The organism is Polaromonas sp. (assembly GCF_030689685.1).
Classification (GTDB): Bacteria; Pseudomonadota; Gammaproteobacteria; order Burkholderiales; family Burkholderiaceae_C; genus Polaromonas.
The window spans coordinates 1-18,795 of record NZ_JAUYEY010000063.1; the positions used below are offsets into that span (position 1 = coordinate 1).

At 59.9% G+C, this 18,795-nt stretch carries 19 protein-coding genes; 1 reads left to right on the forward strand and 18 read right to left on the reverse strand.

The window, feature by feature from the left end; translation table 11 throughout:
* Positions 1-112: 112 nt before the first annotated feature.
* Positions 113-682, forward strand: coding sequence for a hypothetical protein (locus Q8O29_RS14725; protein WP_305564066.1), 570 nt, complete (start codon positions 113-115; stop codon positions 680-682).
* 15 nt (positions 683-697) lie between these two features.
* Here Q8O29_RS14725 and Q8O29_RS14730 read toward each other — a convergent pair whose 3' ends face one another.
* From Q8O29_RS14730 to Q8O29_RS14810, 18 genes are all read right to left on the reverse strand, one after another.
* Positions 698-964: a hypothetical protein gene (locus Q8O29_RS14730; protein ID WP_305564068.1), complete on the reverse strand. Its 267-nt coding sequence runs from the start codon at positions 962-964 to the stop codon at positions 698-700.
* Between the two features lie 462 nt (positions 965-1,426).
* Positions 1,427-3,370 (reverse strand): propionate--CoA ligase, encoded by a 1,944-nt coding sequence (locus tag Q8O29_RS14735; RefSeq protein ID WP_305564070.1) that lies wholly within the window; start codon positions 3,368-3,370, stop codon positions 1,427-1,429.
* A gap of 34 nt (positions 3,371-3,404) precedes the next feature.
* The gene (locus Q8O29_RS14740) at positions 3,405-4,382 is read right to left on the reverse strand and encodes an MDR family oxidoreductase (RefSeq protein ID WP_305564072.1); all 978 of its coding nucleotides are present in this window, start codon (positions 4,380-4,382) and stop codon (positions 3,405-3,407) included.
* 148 nt (positions 4,383-4,530) lie between these two features.
* On the reverse strand, positions 4,531-5,022 hold the full coding sequence (locus Q8O29_RS14745; RefSeq protein ID WP_371134250.1) for a deaminase: 492 nt from the start codon (positions 5,020-5,022) through the stop codon (positions 4,531-4,533).
* Positions 5,023-5,027: 5 nt separating this feature from the next.
* Positions 5,028-5,708 carry an SDR family oxidoreductase gene (locus tag Q8O29_RS14750; protein ID WP_305564074.1) on the reverse strand — a complete coding sequence of 227 codons (681 nt, stop codon included), beginning with the start codon at positions 5,706-5,708 and terminating at the stop codon, positions 5,028-5,030.
* Between the two features lie 134 nt (positions 5,709-5,842).
* On the reverse strand, positions 5,843-6,169 hold the full coding sequence (locus Q8O29_RS20405; RefSeq protein ID WP_371134251.1) for a DUF5615 family PIN-like protein: 327 nt from the start codon (positions 6,167-6,169) through the stop codon (positions 5,843-5,845).
* On the reverse strand, positions 6,153-6,371 hold the full coding sequence (locus Q8O29_RS14755; RefSeq protein ID WP_305564076.1) for a DUF433 domain-containing protein: 219 nt from the start codon (positions 6,369-6,371) through the stop codon (positions 6,153-6,155). The genes Q8O29_RS20405 and Q8O29_RS14755 overlap by 17 nt, the downstream gene beginning before the upstream one ends.
* Before the next feature lie 117 nt (positions 6,372-6,488).
* Positions 6,489-6,977 (reverse strand): GFA family protein, encoded by a 489-nt coding sequence (locus Q8O29_RS14760; protein ID WP_305564078.1) that lies wholly within the window; start codon positions 6,975-6,977, stop codon positions 6,489-6,491.
* A gap of 269 nt (positions 6,978-7,246) precedes the next feature.
* Complete coding sequence (locus tag Q8O29_RS14765; protein WP_305564080.1) at positions 7,247-7,465, reverse strand: hypothetical protein; 219 nt, start codon at positions 7,463-7,465, stop codon at positions 7,247-7,249.
* Positions 7,458-7,958, reverse strand: coding sequence for a hypothetical protein (locus Q8O29_RS14770; RefSeq protein ID WP_305564082.1), 501 nt, complete (start codon positions 7,956-7,958; stop codon positions 7,458-7,460). The genes Q8O29_RS14765 and Q8O29_RS14770 overlap by 8 nt, the downstream gene beginning before the upstream one ends.
* A 17-nt stretch (positions 7,959-7,975) precedes the next feature.
* A complete protein-coding gene (locus Q8O29_RS14775; protein ID WP_305564084.1) occupies positions 7,976-9,151 on the reverse strand; it encodes an acetyl-CoA C-acyltransferase in 1,176 nt (391 codons plus the stop codon).
* Between the two features lie 23 nt (positions 9,152-9,174).
* Positions 9,175-11,274, reverse strand: a complete 2,100-nt coding sequence (locus Q8O29_RS14780; protein ID WP_305564086.1) for a 3-hydroxyacyl-CoA dehydrogenase NAD-binding domain-containing protein — start codon at positions 11,272-11,274, stop codon at positions 9,175-9,177.
* Between the two features lie 303 nt (positions 11,275-11,577).
* Entirely contained in the window at positions 11,578-12,273 is a 696-nt protein-coding gene (locus Q8O29_RS14785; protein ID WP_305564088.1) for an ABC transporter ATP-binding protein, read from the reverse strand.
* Between the two features lie 87 nt (positions 12,274-12,360).
* Positions 12,361-13,131, reverse strand: a complete 771-nt coding sequence (locus Q8O29_RS14790) for an ABC transporter ATP-binding protein (RefSeq protein ID WP_305564090.1) — start codon at positions 13,129-13,131, stop codon at positions 12,361-12,363.
* A 100-nt stretch (positions 13,132-13,231) separates the two neighbouring features.
* Positions 13,232-14,521, reverse strand: coding sequence for a branched-chain amino acid ABC transporter permease (locus tag Q8O29_RS14795; protein ID WP_305564092.1), 1,290 nt, complete (start codon positions 14,519-14,521; stop codon positions 13,232-13,234).
* A 3-nt stretch (positions 14,522-14,524) separates the two neighbouring features.
* The gene (locus Q8O29_RS14800) at positions 14,525-15,559 is read right to left on the reverse strand and encodes a branched-chain amino acid ABC transporter permease (protein WP_305564093.1); all 1,035 of its coding nucleotides are present in this window, start codon (positions 15,557-15,559) and stop codon (positions 14,525-14,527) included.
* A gap of 88 nt (positions 15,560-15,647) precedes the next feature.
* A complete protein-coding gene (locus Q8O29_RS14805) occupies positions 15,648-16,880 on the reverse strand; it encodes a branched-chain amino acid ABC transporter substrate-binding protein (RefSeq protein ID WP_305564095.1) in 1,233 nt (410 codons plus the stop codon).
* A gap of 157 nt (positions 16,881-17,037) precedes the next feature.
* Entirely contained in the window at positions 17,038-18,666 is a 1,629-nt protein-coding gene (locus tag Q8O29_RS14810) for a 3-(methylthio)propionyl-CoA ligase (RefSeq protein ID WP_305564155.1), read from the reverse strand.
* Positions 18,667-18,795: the final 129 nt, after the last annotated feature.

Here is an 18,795-nt window from a genome sequence, read left to right on the forward strand (position 1 = left end):
TGACCAGGCGCACCGCCTCCAGTTTGAATTCCAGGGTGTATTTGCCCCGGGCTTGTCCGTCTTTTCTCTTGCTCATTTCGTAATCTCCAATGTCTGAATTTGACCATCAGCTATGGAGTACGTTTTTCGGGGGCAAGATCAGGACAACAATGTGGCGGGCGGTTTCTCCAAATGGTCTGAAACCGGCACGCCGGGGCCGGTGTCCGACTTCAAGTCCATCGGCAATGTCAGTGACGCCAATTTCATCGGATGGGGAACCTGGGTGGCGGGCCAGCGGGAATATCTGGGCACGGTGATGCTCAACCACGTGCATTACATTGCGGGTCGCCCCACCTCGTCTACAGAGATAGCTGCCTTGAGGTCCGCCAGTGCCAGTGCCACCTATACCCTCGCCGGGAACACCGCGCCCATCAAGGGCGGCGTTGCCGGCACACTTACCGCCGCAAGTTTGACGGTCAACTTCTCTTCGGTGAATTATGTGGTCAATGCATCCTTCACCACATCGTTCGCGCCTGGCACCCCAATCACTGAGACCATCACGGTGACAACGACATCCGCCACTTTCAGCGGATCTGACATCAGGGGCGCGCTCATTGGCACCAAGGCCGGCCTGGCTGGCCTGACCTATGCCAAAGACCTGGGTTCGGGTCTGATTACCGGCGCGGCCGTTTTCCAGAAATAGGCCCGCTGCGCAAGGTCAGACCAGGTAGGCCTCCAGCGCGGCCCGTGTTGCAACTGCGCCGTGCACGTGTTCAGCCTGGCGCAGTCCCGCCTTACCCATGGCAGCCCTCAAGGGCGCATTGCCGAGATTCATCAGCGCAAACAGGCGCTCCCAACTGGCCAGGTTGCGCTGGACGATGATGCGCCCAAAGCGCGCATACCTGAGCCACAGTCCGGGCGCCACATGCGCCCCACCCCAGACCAGCACACCGCCCTGCGGAAACGGCCCCGAAAACGCCAGCACGGGTCGCACCCCGCGCTGCGCGCATCCGTCTGGACCGGCTCGACATCTGGCTGGACCTGACTTTTGGCTCGCCCGGGTGGCGGCCGACCATTGCCGCGCGCCGAGTAGCGCCGGTGCAGGTCCAGCATCCAGGCTGGTACTGGCAAGAAGCCCATGGGCCTTTTGAGTACACCCTGACCGACGTATTTGTCCATCCGGCATCCGGTGCGGCCACCGGGTTGAACAATGCACTGCTCAGGTTGCCGCACACCTGCAGGCCAGCAAGCCCTACCCCAGCAAGTACCCCAGCAAGTACCCCAGGCATCACCCGCAATCAGGCCGGCCTTCCCGCTGAAGCGCTGGTGCTCTGCGCTTTCGCGCCTGCCCTGCGCCCCGAAGATGCTCCTGTTTTGATAGCTGTCTATGCCCACCAGATATGGGCTGACGGGCATTTTTACTTGTAAAAGTCTGACCCACCTGGATTCAGCCAGCCTGTACCCGGTCCCGGATCTGCTGCAACGCAGCCGGGTCATCCAGGGTGGTCAGGTCGCCGGCGTCGCGGCCTTCACACACCGCCTGAATCGCGCGCCGCAGCAGCTTGCCGCTGCGGGTCTTGGGCAGCAGCGACACAAAACGCACACGAGAGGGCCGCGCCAGCGCGCCCAGATCACCGTCCACACGTTTCATGATCTCGCCTTCGAGCTTGAGCGCGGCGGTGCTGTCGGCCAGCACACTGCCGTCTTTCGGCACGACAAAGGCCATGGCCACCTGGCCCTTGAGTGAGTCGGCCACGCCGACCACGGCCACCTCGGCCACACCAGCGTGGCCGGAGATGCTCTCCTCGATCTCGCGCGTGCCGAGCCGGTGGCCGGCCACGTTGATCACGTCGTCGGTGCGGCCGAGGATGAAGTAATACCCGTCTTCGTCGCGAATGCCCCAGTCGAAGGTGCTGTACAGCAACCGGTCAGGTTGCTGTTTCCCGTCTTTCATCTTGCCGGGCATCGCGATCCAGTAGGTGTTGACGAAGCGCGCGTCGTCTTTCCAGATGGTTTGCATGAAGCCCGGAGGTGTCGGGCCTTCGAGCACCACCACGCCTTTTTCATTGGGTTGCGTCAGTTCCTCACCGGTTGATTCGTGCAACAGCTTGACGCGGTAGCCGTACATCGGGATGCCCGGGCTGCCAAATTTGCTGTGTGTTTTTTCCACGCCGTTGGCCACCGTGAGCAACGGCCAGCCGGTCTCGGTCTGCCAGTAGTTGTCGATGATGGGCACTCTCAAGCCTTCGCTGATCCAGCGCGCGGTCGGCTCGTCCAGCGGTTCGCCCGCCAGGAACAAAGCGCGCAGGCTGGACAGGTCATATTTCTTTAGCAGCGCCGGGTCCTGCTTCTTCAACACCCGCACCGCCGTCGGCGCGCTGAACATCGCCGTCACCTTGTACTTTTCGACCAGCCGCCACCAGATGCCGCCGTCGGGCTGCTGGTCCAGACCCTGGGTCGGCAGGCCCTCGTACATCAGCGTTGCCATGCCGGCAATCAGCGGGCCGTAAACAATGTAGCTGTGGCCCACCACCCAGCCAATGTCGCTGGTCGAAAAATAAGTCTCGCCGGCGCGACCGTCGAAGATGTGTTTCATGCTGGCCGCCAGCGCCACCGCGTAACCACCAGTGTCGCGCTGCACGCCCTTGGGTTTGCCGGTGGTGCCGCTGGTGTAGATGGTGTAGCTGATGTCGGTCGAATCCAGCCATTCGCAGGGCACCTGCGCATCGATGTGGGCAGCACGAAGATCCGTCCATAGCTGGTCGCGCCCAGCGACGATTGGCATGGGCGCCAACCCGCGATCCGTCAGCAGCACCGCCTGCGGCTTGTGGCTGGAGATGCGAATGGCCTCGTCGAGCAGCGGCTTGTAGGGCACGATCTTGCCGCCGCGCGAACCGGCATCGGCGCTGACAATCACCTTGGGCGTCGCATCATCGATGCGCGAGGCCAGCGAGCCACTGGCAAAACCACCGAAGACCACGCAGTGGATCGCACCCAGGCGCGCGCAGGCCAGCATCGCAAACGCCGCCTCGGCCACCATGGGCATGTAGATCAGCACGCGGTCGCCCTTTTGCACGCCCAGCGCCTGCAGGCTTGCTGCCATGCGCTGTACCTCGCGGTGCAGCTCGGCAAATGAATAAGTTTTCTCGGTGCCGGTTTCGGTCGAGACGTAAATCAGCGCGGCCTGGTCGGGCCTGTCCTTCAGGTGCCGGTCCACCGCGTTGTGACAGAGGTTGGTCTTGCCGCCCTCGAACCAGTGCACAAACGGCGGCTTGTCAAAGTTGCAGACGCGCGTGAAGGGCTGCTGCCAATCAATCAGTCGGGCCTGCTCGGTCCAGAAGGCATCGGGCTCATCAATAGAGCGGCGGTAAAAGTCGGCGTAAGGGGTCATGGGTCTGTCTCCGGGATTGTTTTTGCTTTGCAACTCAGATTTTGACCACGATGCGGCCGCGCACCTTGCCGGCCATCAAGTCCGCCGCCTTTTCTGCGGCCTGCCCCAAGGGCACTTCTTCGACGATGGCTTCGAGCTTGGCCGGGTCCAGATCAGTGGCGAGCCGCTCCCAGGCGGCCTGGCGGCGCGCCAGCGGCGCCATCACGCTGTCAATACCGGCCAGCGTCACACCGCGCAGGATGAAGGGCATCACAGTTGCCGGAAAATCCGCGCCTTGCGCCAGCCCGCAAGCGGCCACCACGCCGCCGTAACGCGTCTGCGCGCAGGCATTGACCAGCGTGTGCGAGCCGACCGCATCCACCACCGCCGCCCAACGCTCTTTCTGCAAGGGCTTGCCGGGCGCCGACAGCTCGGCCCGGTCCATCACCACGCTGGCGCCGAGCTGTTTCAAGTAACTTTCTTCGTCGGCCTTGCCGGTTGCAGCCACCACGCGGTAGCCCAACTTGCCCAGCAGCGCGACCGCCACACTGCCCACCCCGCCAGTCGCGCCGGTCACCAATACCTCGCCATCGCCAGGCTTCAAGCCATGCCGTTCCAGCGCCAGCACACACAGCATGGCGGTGTAACCCGCAGTGCCAATGGCCATCGCCTGGCGGGTGGTAAAAGCCGCCGGCAGCCGGACCAGCCAGTCGCCCTGCAGGCGCGCCCGCCCGGCCAACAGGCCCCAGCGGGTTTCGCCCAGGCCCCAGCCGTTGTGAATGAATGGGTCGCCAGCATGCCACGCCGGGTGTGTGGACTCGAGCACCGTGCCGGCACCGTCAATGCCCGCCACCATGGGCCAGCTACGCACCACCGGCCCCTTGTTGGTAATGGCCAGCCCGTCCTTGAAGTTCAGCGTTGAATAGTCGATTTGCGCCAGCACATCGCCCGCCGGCAAATCGGCTTCGTCAAGTGACACCACGGCCGCTGAAAAGCCGGCGTCGGTCTTGTTGAGTTGCAGGGCTTTGAACACGTGTTGTCTCCGGTTGGCTCTAAATCTGAATTCATAATTATGGATGACAGACTTGCGGCAGGCTGACATTGGCCTGTGATATCAGTGCCCCGGATTCATGCGGCCCTGGTGGCCTGGGGTGGGCGCGCTGTCAGGGCGGGGGCAGGCTTCAAGGAGTGCGCCCCAGCGGTGAACCTGCGTCCTCCAGGGCATGGCCGAAGTACATGCGACTTACTCCCGCACGTGACGCTGCGGCCTCGCAGGCCGGACACGGACGACTTGTCGAGTAGAGGACACTGCCCGCAAGATTCTCGCGGCCAAGGCGGCGCTGCGCGTCGAGGATGGCTACACGCTCGGCATGTGCGTCTGGGTTCTTGTCTTTAAGCACACGACTGGGCCCCTCACCGACAACAACACCACCTGCAACCAATACAGCGCCATAGCTTTGGTCGCCCCAGGCCTCAGCCAGTTGTCGCATTTGAACAGCGGCCGTATGCCATTTGGGATCAGGGTGTTTCAGCGCGGCAAATGCCGGAGACCTGATCATGCACAGCGCCGCAGTGCCTGCGAAGGCCTGTGCCATCAGGGCGCGGCGGCCAGGCATGGTGACTATGGCAGGCGGTTGCTCGTAACGCCTCAAGTAAAGCCGGTTAGCCATCATTCGCGCTACCGCGCCACCCACCCGCCACACACAGGAAACACCTGGCCAACGAAACAATTGGCAGCCTCGCTGCAAAGATAGGCGGCAAACGCCGCGTCTTCTTGGGCGCTTACCAGCCGCCCTAACGGCACCTCTCGCTTGAGTCTTTCTTGAAAACGAGGATTGGCCTGAACTTCGGCAGGGAAGTACGTGGGGTTCTCTACGAAGTTCTGCGCGATGGCATTGACCTGAACGTTGTGGGGCGCCACTTCGATGCCCACGGACTGGACATAGGCAAGCTGCGCGCCGCGTGCCGCTGCATAGGTGGAAGTACGCTTCAAGCCGCGCAACGCCGAGGCACTGCCGATGAGCAGAATCTTTCCTGCCCGGCGCTCAATCATTTGCGGCAGTGCCGCGCGGAACAGCCTCGGCAAGGGATCGACCAGCGCTGCAAAAGTGTCTCGCCACTCGGACTCGGACGCCTCTGTTACCAGTGAGCTTGGCGCCGCGATGGCAAGATTGGCCACCAACACGTCTACCACGCCCGCCGCCTTGACCATGGCCTCTGCTGCCCCGACTTCGGCGAGTGGATCGGTATTGGCAATGACAATCGCACCGTGTTGCGCAAGTACCTCGCAAAGAGCCGGGCCCATGAAGGAGGTCGCCTGCGTGACAAGGATGCGCTTGCCTGAAAGGATGTGATTCATGAGTGAGCCTTACACAGTGGGCGCAGTCTCGCTGAGACATGCAACTTTTGACGCTTCAACGTTGGCGCTGTCCGGCATGCGGCAAGCGCCGCGAAGGGGCATCCTGCTGCTGCATGTCCGCGACGAGCAACCTGTTATGCCACACGGGTCACCAGCGAATACGTTCGAGGCTTCAGCGGTAGGAGCGCTTGCTCAAGCGATGGCAACAAAGGCAGTAGGGCGGACAGTTCATTTGACATTGCATCCAACACGATCACAGCAACGGGAAGCGTAGTCAGGTTCTGCTGGTACGGTAAATTTTTGTCTACGGTAACAAATGCGTCGAATTCGTCAGCTGCGAGCGCAAGCAGTTTGCCGTTCTTTACCCCAGACCAACCCATCTCGACGACCGTTCGAACGTCGTGGTTTGGCAACGAGCGACGCAACTTTACGGGTATCGACTCGTCAAGCAGTAAGCGCATCGGCAGACAGACGCTCTCTTGCCGCCTCAAGTACAGCCACCGCCTTTTCACGGGAAATTGAGGGGAAATCTTCGAGAAAGTCCTCGAGAGAAGATGCACCCTCAAGGTAGTCAAAGAGGTTCTTGACGAGAACACGGGTACCCGTGAAGCAAAGCGCTCCACTCATTATTTCTGGGTTTCGACTAATGAGAGATGTGTCCATGACGACCTCCTATTCGGACAGTTTACTCGCTACCAGGCGAGGTGCCCTACTCAAGTGGGGCATAACGAATAAGGTCAGATCGTGGCTCGCTTCGCGATCACGATCTGACCTTATTCGTTAGGCATCGCTTTTCGCACGTGCCATGACAGGCGCCGTATGCCGTGTGGATGGTTCCGCCTGTCCTTCGAGAGTTACTCGAGCTTCGGCAAAGCACTCGACGCCCTTAGGCAGAGCCGTCCCCGTTTGTGCAGACTGAGTCCAGATGTGGCTGGAAACTTCGACCGCGTTCGGATCGTCGTAGCAGCCGCGCGAGATTCCTCGAATCTCAGGCCAGCGCTCAAAGGTGAGCGAGATAGTAGTGCCACAGTTGGGGCAGAAGTGAACGAAGACCTTCTTCTTGCTTCCGTCCGAGATGTGCTCATAGCTGCTCAACGCCCCGGCGTTAAGTACCACGGCATTCATTGGGAACATCGACTCGGCGTAGTAAGAAGACCCTGTCACTCGCTGGCAAAAGGTGCAGTGGCAAGCGAACGTACGCAGTGGCGCTTGAGTGGTTCGGAACCGAACCTTTCCGCAGAGGCAGCCACCTTCGAGTCCTTCGGTCATGTCCACTTCCTTCCAGTAAATGCGCAAGAGTCTGCGAGAGTGGTTTGCGATGCCTAACGTCGGCGCTGTCCGGCACGCAGCATGCGCCGCAAAGCGGCGACCTGGTGCTGTGTGTCCGTGACGAACAACCAGTTGAACTAAACCGCTACGCGGTGGTGGCCTGTGCGGACCAGCCACCGCGTAGCGGTTTAGTTCAACGTGACATGGTGCCGATAAAGCGCGAGCGCTGGTTCAACCTCTCGGCAGCTAGCCAGTCGTAAAGCAGAAAATCAACTGTTTGGCGCAATCTCATCTTGCGTTCCCGAAGTATTCATGGGTCGGGACAACAGCATGGCAACCTTGGCACCGCCTTGCTTGGCGAGATTTGGATTGGCTCGCCACATTTCAATCATGAATTCCCGTGTTTCGTCGCAGCGGTTTAATACTGCCAGCATCACGTTTTGCGGAATTGACTGAGGCAGAGCGAAAGGTGTTTGTAAGTCAGGCATTAGGGTCCTCTCCACGCTTGATTTTTTCCAGCGCGGCAATATCAAGCTGATCTTTGGGGCGATTGGCAATGCGCTTCATTTCAAGCAAGTGATCAATGCAAGCTACTTTCACTTGTCTTCCGAACAACTCACCGTTCACCGCATCAGCGATCAGCCGTTCGTAACTGACATCAGGTCTGACTAAAACATCAATCACGCTCCCCGCAAGACCTGGCTCGCGCAGCGCGAAAGCGAGCATTCCTTTTTCTCGGTGCCATTTGTCAATCAGGGCGGCATTCTTGAGCGAGTCAATAGGTACAGGAATAACTGGAGCCAGACCAAGCTCTTTAGCGACATCGATGAACCTTGTTAGATTGCCGTCATTCATGGCCAATACAAGATCAACGTCATAAGTCATGCGCATATAACCGTGAAGCTGCACAGCCATTCCGCCAACCAGAACAAAGTCAACAGACTGTTGAACAAGTGTGCTTAACAGTTCTACAGTCTTCAAGGGTTTGCTTTGTTGAGTTACAGAACCTCAAATATACCCGCAGCGCCCATGCCGCCGCCAATACACATGGTCACGCAAACCCGTTTGGCGCCACGGCGCTTGCCTTCGATCAATGCGTGGCCGGTCAGCCGCTGGCCGCTGACGCCGTAGGGGTGGCCGACCGCAATCGCGCCGCCGTTGACGTTGAGTTTGTCCATCGGGATGCCCAGCTTGTCGCGGCAATAAATCACCTGCACCGCAAACGCTTCGTTGAGTTCCCACAGGTCGATGTCGCTGACTTTGAGGCCCAGTCGCGCCAGCACCTTGGGGATGGCGTACACCGGGCCAATGCCCATTTCGTCCGGCTCACATCCCGCCACTGCAAAACCGAGGAAACGGCCCAGCGGTTTCAGGCCTTTTTTCTCGGCCACGGTTTCGTTCATCACCACCACTGCGCCGCCGCCGTCGGAGAACTGACTCGCATTGCCGGCCGAGATCACACCACCGGGAATGGCCGGCTTGATGCCGCTGATGCCTTCCTTGGTGGTGCCTTCGCGAATGCCTTCGTCCTTGCTGACCGTCACCTGTTTGGTGGTCAGGCCCATCACGGCATCAGCCACACCCATGGTGACGGTAATCGGTGCAATCTCGGCATCAAACAAACCAGCCGCCAGCGCGGCGGTGGCCTTCTGCTGGCTGGCTGCGCCGTATTCGTCCATCTGCTCACGACCGATTCCGTAGCGCTTGGCCACCTGCTCGGCCGTCTGTAGCATGTTCCAGTAAATCTCGGGCTTGTTCTTGACCAGCCAGGAATCGGCCAGCATGTGGGTGTTCATCTCCTGCTGCACGCACGAGATGCTTTCAACGCCACCGGCCACATAGATGTCGGCTTCACCAGCGATGACGCGCTGTGCGGCCAGGGCAATGGTCTGTAGGCCTGACGAACAGAAGCGGTTGACAGTGACGCCCGACACCGTGACTGGGCAGCCAGCGCGCAAGGCGGCCTGGCGCGCGATGTTGGCGCCGGTAGCACCTTCGGGGTTGGCGCAGCCCATGATCACATCATCCACCTCACCGGCTTCGATACCGGCGCGTTTGATCGCGTGTTCGACGGCGTGGCCGCCCAGGGTGGCGCCATGGGTCATGTTGAAAGAGCCCTTCCAGCTTTTGGCCAGGGGGGTGCGGGCGGTGGAAACGATTACGGCTGAGGTCATGTGAATCTCCGGAAAATGGGGGGTTAGTTGAAGGTCTTGCCTTCGGCGGCCAGCTTGGCCAGCAGCGGTGCGGGCTTCCAGAATGCCGCGTCGTCCAGCGGGTTCTGGGCAAAGCGCTGCATGCTTTGCACCACATTGAACAGGCCGACCTGGTCGGCGTAGTTCATGGGGCCGCCACGGTAGATCGGGAAACCGTAACCCATCAGGTAAACCATGTCGATGTCGCTGGCTTTGGACGCAATGCCCTCTTCCAGAATGTGTGCCGCTTCGTTGACCAGTGCATACACCAGGCGCTGGACAATTTCTTCGTCCGAAATCTTGCGCGGCGTGATGCCCAGCGAGGCGCGGTGGTCTTCTATCATCTTGACCACCTCGGCGTTCGGGATCGCATCGCGCTTGCCAGGCACATAGTCGTACCAGCCAGCGCCGGTTTTCTGGCCGAAACGGCCCTTCTCGCACAGCAAATCTGCAGTTTTGCTGTATTTCATGCCCGGCTTTTCCTGGTAGCGGCGCTTGCGGATGGCCCAGCCAATGTCGTTGCCGGCCAGGTCGCCCATGCGGAACGGGCCCATGGCCATGCCGAATTTCTCCATGGCCTTGTCCACCTGCGCGGGGGTGCAGCCTTCGTCCAGCAGAAAGCCGCCTTGCCGTCCGTACTGCTCGATCATGCGGTTGCCGATAAAGCCATCACACACGCCAGACACAACGGCGGTTTTCTTGATCTTTTTGGCTGCAGCCATCACGGTGGCGAGCACGTCCTTGGCGGTTTTTTCGCCGCGCACCACTTCCAGCAGTTTCATGATGTTGGCGGGGCTGAAAAAATGCATGCCCACCACGTCCTGCGGACGCTTGGTGAAGGCCGCGATCTTGTTCATGTCCAGTGTGGAGGTGTTGGAAGCCAGAATGGCGCCGGGTTTCATCACCCGGTCCAGTTCCTTGAAGACTTTCTCCTTGACGCCCATTTCCTCGAAGACGGCCTCAATCACCATGTCGGCATCTTTCAGGTCGTCGTAGCTCAGCGTGGTGCTCAAGAGGCTCATGCGCTGATCGTATTTGTCCTGCTTGAGCTTGCCCTTCTTGACCTGGGCTTCGTAGTTCTTGCGAATGATGGCAATGCCCTTGTCCAGGGCTTCCTGCTTCATCTCCAGCATCTTGACGGGAATACCGGCGCTCAGGAAGTTCATGGCAATGCCGCCGCCCATGGTGCCAGCGCCGATGACGGCGATGGACTGAATGTTGCGCTGCGGCGTGTCTTGCGGCACATCCGGAACTTTGGAAGCGGCACGCTCGGCCATGAAGATGTGACGCAGGGCGCGGCTTTCGGGCGTGAACATCAGGGCAGTGAATATCTCGCGCTCAAAGGCCATGCCGTCGTCGAATTTTTTCTTGGTCGCAGATTCGATGGCGTCCACACACTTGCCCGGTGCCGGGAAGTTTTTCGCCATCCCCTTGACCATGTTGCGCGCAAACTGAAAGTAAGCATCGCCGTTCGGGTGCCTGCATGGCAGGTTGCGGACCAGTGGCAGAGGCCGGGTGTCGGACACCGCTTGCGCATAGGCCACCGCTTCCTCGGCCAGCGACTCCGCAGAGGCTGCCATCTTGTCAAACAGTTTCTGGCCGGGGATCTGGGCCAGCAGTTCGCTCTTGACGGGATCCCCGCTGACAATCATGTTGAGTGCGGGCTCCACGCCCAATGCGCGCGGCAGGCGCTGCGTGCCGCCGGCTCCGGGGATCAGCCCGAGTTTGACTTCAGGCAAGGCCACATTGCAGCCAGGGGCGGCGATGCGGTAATGGCAACCCAATGCCAGCTCCAGGCCGCCGCCCATACATACCGAATGCACCGCTGCCACCACAGGCTTGGACGAGTTTTCCAGCGCCAGAATGACGCTGAGCAAATTGGGTTCTGCCAGTGCTTTGGGGGAGCCGAATTCTTTGATGTCCGCCCCACCGGAAAAGGCTTTGCCGGCACCGGTCAGCACAATCGATTTGATGGTGGAATCGGCATGGGCCTTCTGCAGGCCGTCCGTGATGCCTACACGGGTGGTGTAACCCAGGCCGTTGACGGGTGGGTTCTCGAGCGTGATGACCGCCACACTGCCGTGGACTTCGTATTTCGCTGTCATGTGTGTTTCCTTTGTTGCGTGATTTTCAGCCACTGATCGCTGAAGCCCTGACGGGGCCGGACTGACAAAAATAGTACGACCGTTCTTTTCTTATTGTAGAGAGCTTATGTTGCAGTGCAACCCTGGGGGTCGCCTGCATTGTCCCTGCCGCGACAAAACCAGGCTTGCGGTCCCTGCCCAGAGGCTGTGAAGATTTCGTAGCGAGCAGGGCCGAGAGTGGTTTCGAGGAGCGGAGCCGTACAAGGGTACGGTGCGCACCGCAGGAGCCAGATCGGGCCGCGCAGTAGAAAGACTCACAGTCTCTCAGACTTCCAGCCATTCCTTGCGGATATAGGCATCGGCGCGCAGGCTGTCGGGCGTGCCCTGGAACACGATGCTGCCGTGGCCCATGACCAGCGCGCGGTCGGAAATTGCCATGGCAATCGTCAGTTTCTGCTCAATCAGCAGCACGGAGATGCCTTTGGCCTTGAGCGTCTGCAGGTACTGCCCCACCAGTTCGACAATTTTGGGCGCCAGCCCTTCGGTGGGCTCGTCGATGATGATCAGGTCGGGATCGCCCATCAGCGCGCGGCACAGGGTCAGCATCTGCTGCTCGCCACCGGACAGCACACCGGCCTCGTTATGCTGCCTTTCCCTGAGGCGCGGAAACATCTGGTACATGTCCTCAAACGACCAGCGGCTGCCTTTGGCCTTGCCTTTTTGCCCGAGCATCAGGTTCTGGTGCACAGTCAAGGTTGGAAAAATGTCACGGTTCTCGGGTACATAACCGATGCCCAGGTGTGCAACCTCGTAGGCCTTGAGGCCAGCGATTTGCTTGCCTTTCCACTGAATGTCGCCCTGGCAATCGACCAGGCCCATGATGGCCTTGGCGGTGGTGGACCGGCCCGAACCGTTGCGCCCCAGCAGGGCCACGATTTCACCGGGCTGGACGTCGAAATGAACGCCATGCAACACATGGCTCTTGCCGTAGTAGGCGTGAAGATTTTCGATTTTCAGCATGAAAGGCTCCGGCGGGCCGCCCCTAGCGGGCCTTTAGCCCCTTCCGGGGGCAGCGAAGTACACAAAGTGAGGAGCGTGGGGGTCATATCAATGATTTTCTGTCTGGGCATCAGCGACATGCGAGCCCAGGTAGGCCTCTTGCACGCGCGGGTTGGCGCGCACCGCGTCCGGCGTGTCGAAGGCCAAGACCTCGCCGTACACCACGACGGCGATGCGGTCGGCCAGGCCGAACACCACGCCCATGTCGTGTTCCACCGTCAGCAGGGTCTTGCCCACAGTCACTTCCTTGATCAGGTTGATGAAACGGCTGGTTTCGCTTCGGCTCATGCCTGCCGTGGGCTCGTCGAGCAGGATGACGCCGGCGCCTCCGGCGATGGTGATGCCGATCTCCAGCGCGCGTTGCTCCGCATAAGTCAGGTTCATGGCCAGCACGTCACGCTTTTTGTCGAGCTTGATCATTTTCATGAGCGCGTCGGCGCGGTCATTCGCGTCGTCCAGGTCGGCAAGAAACTTCAGGAAGGTGTATTTGTAGCCCAGACTCCAGAGCACACCGCAGCGCAGGTTTTCGAAAACACTGAGCTTGGGAAAGATGTTGGTGATCTGGAAGCTGCGCGACAAGCCCAGCCGGTTGATCTCGAACGGTTTTTTACCGTTGATGCGCTGGCCACCGAGCAGCACGTCACCGCTGCTGGGCTCAAAGCGCCCGCTGATCAGGTTGAACAGCGTGGATTTACCGGCGCCGTTCGGACCAATGATGCCGATACGCTCGCCCGCATTGACGGCCAGGTTGACGCCGCGGATGATCTCGGTCTTGCCGAAGCTCTTGCGCAGATCTCTCAATTCAAGTGCATAAGTCATATTGTTTTCCACCGGGCCGTTCCAAGGAAAATGTGGCCCCTTCCTCCTGTGAGAGGGGCAGCGCAACGCCGAAGGCTCACGCAGTGACAAGCGTGGGGGCTCATAGGGCCTCCCTGCGCTTGATTTCTTTTTCAATGTACTCCTGGATACCGCCCCACTGGACCAGGAACTGCCGACGCGTGACTTCAAACAGGCCCAGTCCGGTCAGCATCACAAACGCCGAACCGAACCAGCTATTGAAGTTTTTAACGTCGAGCGTGACGCCCAGAAACTTGAGCTGCGAGCCCAGCGTGGTGTTGAGTTGCATGTGGTAGACCATCTCTATCATCGCGCCAGCGCCCACCAGCAAGACCAGCACGGTGACCGTCAGGGCCAGGTAGCTGACCCACAGTTGACGGAGTTTGCCGAAGGCTGCCACGCGCAGGTTCATCATGATCAGGCTCGCGATGCCGCCGGGCGCATACATCACCATGAACAGGAACACCAGACCCAGGTAGAGCAGCCAGGCATTGGTGAACTCGGACAGCAACACCGTTGCCAGCACCATCAGGATGCCGCCTATGATGGGACCGAAGAAAAAGGTGGCACCGCCCAGGAAGGTGAACAACAAATACCCGCCCGAGCGGGCGGCACCCACAACCTCGGCCGTGACAATCTCGAAATTCAGCGCTGCCAAGCCACCGGAGATGCCGGCAAAAAAACCGGCAATGATGAATGCCATGTACCGCACTTTTTGGGTGTCATACCCCACAAACTCGACCCGCTCGGGGTTGTCCCGTACGGCGTTGAGCATGCGGCCCAACGGTGTGCGGGTAAAGGCAAACATCAGGCCGACAGCAACAAAGGTGTAGCAGGCGATCAGGTAATAAACCTGAATCTGCGGGCCGAAATTGACACCCATCACGGCTTTGCCGGTGACCCGGTTGCCCGATACGCCGCCCTCACCGCCAAAAAATTCCGGAATCATCAGCGACAGTGCGAAGACCAGTTCACCCAGCCCCAACGTGATCATGGCAAAGGTGGTGCCCGATTTGCGCGTGGTGACATACCCGAACAACACTGCAAAGCCGACACCAGCCAGGCCGCCCACCAGCGGCACGAGGGACACCGGTAGAGGCAGCGAGCCGTTGCCGACACTGTTAAGCGCGTGGATGGCGAGGAAGGAGCCCAGGCCGGTATAGACCGCATGCCCGAAGCTCAGCATGCCGCCCTGCCCCAACAGAATGTTGTAGGACAGGCAGGCAATGATGGCAATGCCCATCTGGGACAACACGGTCAAGCTCAGGCCGCTGCCAAACACCATTGGCGCGACCACAAGAAGCAGTGCGAACAGGCCCCAGGTTAGCCAGCGCCCGATGTTGAGCGGCGCGAATTGATAGTGGGTTTTCATGGGTCAGCTCTCCCGCTTGCCGAGCAGGCCGCGCGGCCTGAAGATCAGGATGAGCACCAAAAACAAATAGGGAAGGATAGGCGCCACCTGCGACAACGTGAGTTTGATATAGGAGTTGTTGGCCACAGCAGCGCTGAGCGGCAAACCGATCTGCTCGGCCAGGGTTGCCAACGAATAGTCGAAGGCCACGGCAAAAGTCTGAATGACGCCGATCAGCAGGGAGGCCACAAACGCCCCAGACAGCGAGCCCATGCCGCCCACCACCACCACGACGAAGATGACGGAACCCACGGTGGCGGCCATGGCCGGCTCCGTCAGGAAGGTGCTGCCACCGATCACCCCGGCGAGGCCTGCCAAGGCCGAACCGGCGCCGAACACCAGCATGAACACGCGTGGCACGTTGTGGCCCAAGGACTCTACAGCCTCCGGGTGAGTCAGCGCGGCCTGGATCACCAGGCCGATGCGGGTACGGGTCAGCAGCAGCCAGACCGAAGCCAACATGATCACGGCCACCAACATCATGAAGCCACGGGTGGCAGGGAACGGAGAGCAGACAATGCGCACCGCCGCGTCTGCCGTGCTGCACAGCGCGGTGGGTGCGGCGCCCCAGAAGAGGCTCAAGCCCTTGACCGAATCATTGATCAGTGTGAAAGCCGGTCCCTGGAGGAGCTCTGGTGGACGGAATTCCACCGCGATGCGGCCCCAAATCAGTTGAACAAGTTCCACGATCACGTAAGACAGCCCGAAGGTGATCAGAAGTTCAGGGACATGACCAAACTTGTGCACCTTGCGCAAACACTGGCGCTCAAACAACGCGCCCAGTCCGCCGACGACCAGAGGGGCGATCAGCAAAGCCGGCCAGAATCCAACGAATTGGGCCACGGTGTAGCCCACATACGCGCCCAGCATGTAAAAGCTGGCGTGGGCGAAATTCAGGACCCCCATCATGCTGAAAATCAGCGTGAGTCCCGAACTGAGCATGAACAGCAAGAGCCCGTAGCTCAGCCCGTTCAGCATCGAGATGATGAAAAACTCCATTCAGCGTGACCTTCCTCGTCGGTAAAAGTAAAAGAGCCCGATACGGCGACCCGCTCGGGCTCTGTCTGCAGTCTTCAGGCGTCAGAGATTACGGACGCTTCATCTGGCAGCTGGTCGGCGTGCTCGACACGTAGTTTGGATATTCCTTGAGCATCGCCAGGGTCATGCCGGTTTTTTCGGGGCTGTAGGGGTTCTTGGCATCTGCCTTTTGCCATACCGACATGTACAGCGGCTGCTGCAGTTGATGGTCCGACTTGCGCATTTCGACTTCGCCGTTGAAGCTCTTGACCTTCAGACCTTCCATGGCGGCCGCCACCTTCACCGGGTCGGTGGATTTGGCCTTGGCCATGGCGGCACCCAGCATCTCGAAGATACGGATGGTCGAGCCGGTGTAGAAGTCATCGTTGTACTTGGCGTTGAACTCCTTCATCCATTTTTCCATCTGCCCACCCATGTTGTAGTGGTTGTAGGCAATCTGATAGACGCGTCCAGCACCGTTCTGACCCAGGGCCGTTGGCGTGCCTGTGACGCCAGCGTAGTAGGTGAAGAACTTACCGTTGTAGCCGTTCTCGTTGGCGGCCTTGATCAGCAGCGACAGGTCGGACCCCCAGTTGCCGGTAATCACGGTGTCGGCGCCAGAAGCCTTGATCTTGGCGATGTACGGTGCAAAGTCACGCGTTTGCGCCAGCGGATGCAGGTCTTCGCCCACGACCTGAATGTCCGGGCGCTTGCGGGCCAGGGCTTCCTTGCCGAATTTCACGACCTGATGACCGTGCGAGTAGTTTTGGTTCAGGAAATAGACTTTCTTGATGTCAGGCTGCGTGGCGATGAAGCTGGACATGGCCTCCATCTTCATCGACGTGTCTGCGTCAAAGCGGAAGTGCCAATAATTGCACTTGCTGTTGGTCAGGTCGGGATCCACGGCCGAGTCGTTGAGGTATATGACCTCCTTGCCGGGGTTGCGCTCATTGTGTTTGGCGACGGCGTCGCTCAAGGCCAGGGCCACCGAGGAACCATTGCCCTGGATGATGTAACGCGCACCCTGGTCAATCGCAGCCTTGAGCGCGTTGAGGCTTTCCGCCGGGCTGAGTTTGTTGTCGATGGTGGAGAACTCAAACTTCACGCCGGCCGGGTTGCCCGCGCCACTGAATTTTTCAGCGAAAAACTGGTAGCCCTTGGCCTGGCTGACGCCCACCGGCCCAAGCAGCCCGGTCAGGGGGTCAATTCTGACCAATTTGACGGTTTCGCCCTTTTGGGCAAAGGACATGCCAGCGGCCATCATGATGGCCGATGCTGCAACAATTTTCATGGTCAATTTCATCAATGTCTCCTAGTTAACTGATAAAGGCAGAGTACAAGTTTTTGTGCGCTGCAGCGTAGGGGATTGCCCGTAAAAAAACGCCCGGCTATCGCGCAGGCGACAAGGCAGGAGCAAACCGGTGGATTCGACATTCCGCCAAGCGGAATGTCGCTGTGACCTACACGCCGGGCAAGGTGTAATCCTTGAGCTGTTCGCGCAGCCGCGTCTTGAGCATTTTTCCGGTGGCGCCCAGCGGAATCGCATCCACAAACACCACATCGTCCGGAATCTGCCATTTGGCGGTTTTACCTTCGTAGAACTTGATCAGCTCCTCTCGCGTGACCTCGGCGCCGGGCTTTTTCACCACGGCGATGATGGGACGCTCGTCCCACTTCGGGTGGCGCACGCCGATGCAGGCTGCCATGGCTACGGCGGGATGTGCCACGGCGATGTTCTCAATGTCGATGGAGCTGATCCACTCGCCGCCGGACTTGATCACATCCTTGCTGCGGTCGGTGATCTGCATATAGCCATCGGGGTCGATGGTGGCCACATCGCCGGTCGGAAACCAGCCGTCGATCAGCGGGTTGCCGCCCTCGCCCTTGAAGTACTCGCCAACGATCCACGGACCTTTGACATGCAGGTCGCCATACGCCTTGCCGTCCCAGACCAGCTCCTTGCCGTCCTCGCCGACGATTTTCATGTCCACGCCATAGATGGCCCGCCCCTGCTTGAGCCGGATCTTCATCTGCTCGTCTTTCGACATGCCCAGGTGTTTGTTCTTCAGGGTGCAGAGCGTTCCGAGCGGTGACATTTCGGTCATGCCCCAGGCGTGCAGCACTTCAACGCCGTAGTCTTCCTGGAAAGCATGGATCATGGCCGGCGGACAGGCCGAGCCACCAATCACGGTGCGCTTGAGGGTGGAAAATTTCAGGCCAACCGGCTTCATATGTCCCAGCATCATCTGCCAGACCGTGGGCACACCGGCGGCGTAGGTCACCTTTTCGTTCTCGATCAGCTCGTACACCGACTTGCCGTCCAGGCCCGGACCGGGAAACACCAGCTTGGCGCCGGTGAGCGCGGCCGAGTACGGAATGCCCCAGGCGTTGACGTGGAACATCGGAACCACGGGAAGGATGGAGTCGCGTGCGCTCAGGCACATCACGTCCGGCAGCGCCGCCGCATAGGCATGCAGGATGGTCGAGCGGTGGCTGTAGAGCGCCGCTTTCGGATTGCCGGTGGTGCCACTGGTGTAACACATGCTCGACGCCGAGTTCTCATCGAAACTGGGCCAGCTATAGTCGGCAGAATGTGGGGTCAGCCAGGCTTCGTAACTGCTCAGGTTCGGGATGCCACTGTCAGCCGGCAGCTTGTCGGCATCACACAGTGCGATGTAGTGTTTGATGGTTGTGCACTTCGCATGAAAGGCCTGGACCAGCGGCAAAAAAGACATGTCAAAAAACAGCACCTGGTCTTCGGCGTGGTTGGCAATCCAGGACACCAGGTCGGGATGCAGGCGCGGATTCAGGGTGTGCAGCACGCGGCCGGAGCCGCTGACGCCGAAATACAGCTCAAGGTGCCGGTAGCCGTTCCAGGCCAGGGTGGCAATGCGGTCACTGAACTGCAGCTTCAGCGCATCCAGCGCCTTGGCCACCTGGCGCGAGCGGCGTGCCACGTCACGGTAGGTGTAGCGGTGGATATCACCCTCCACACGGCGCGACACAACCTCCGCATCGCCGTGGTGGCGCTCCGCAAAATCGATCAGCGATGAAATCAGCAGCGGCTGGTTTTGCATCAAACCCAACATGGTCATATTTCCTTTTTGTCCTGTAAAAAATCGCTGTCCTGCGACAACGTCGTGGCTGCATGGTAACGCCCAAGCTGCCCGCGCCATACCCGTGACTTCCTCCATTCGGACTTGGCGCAAGGTCAAACC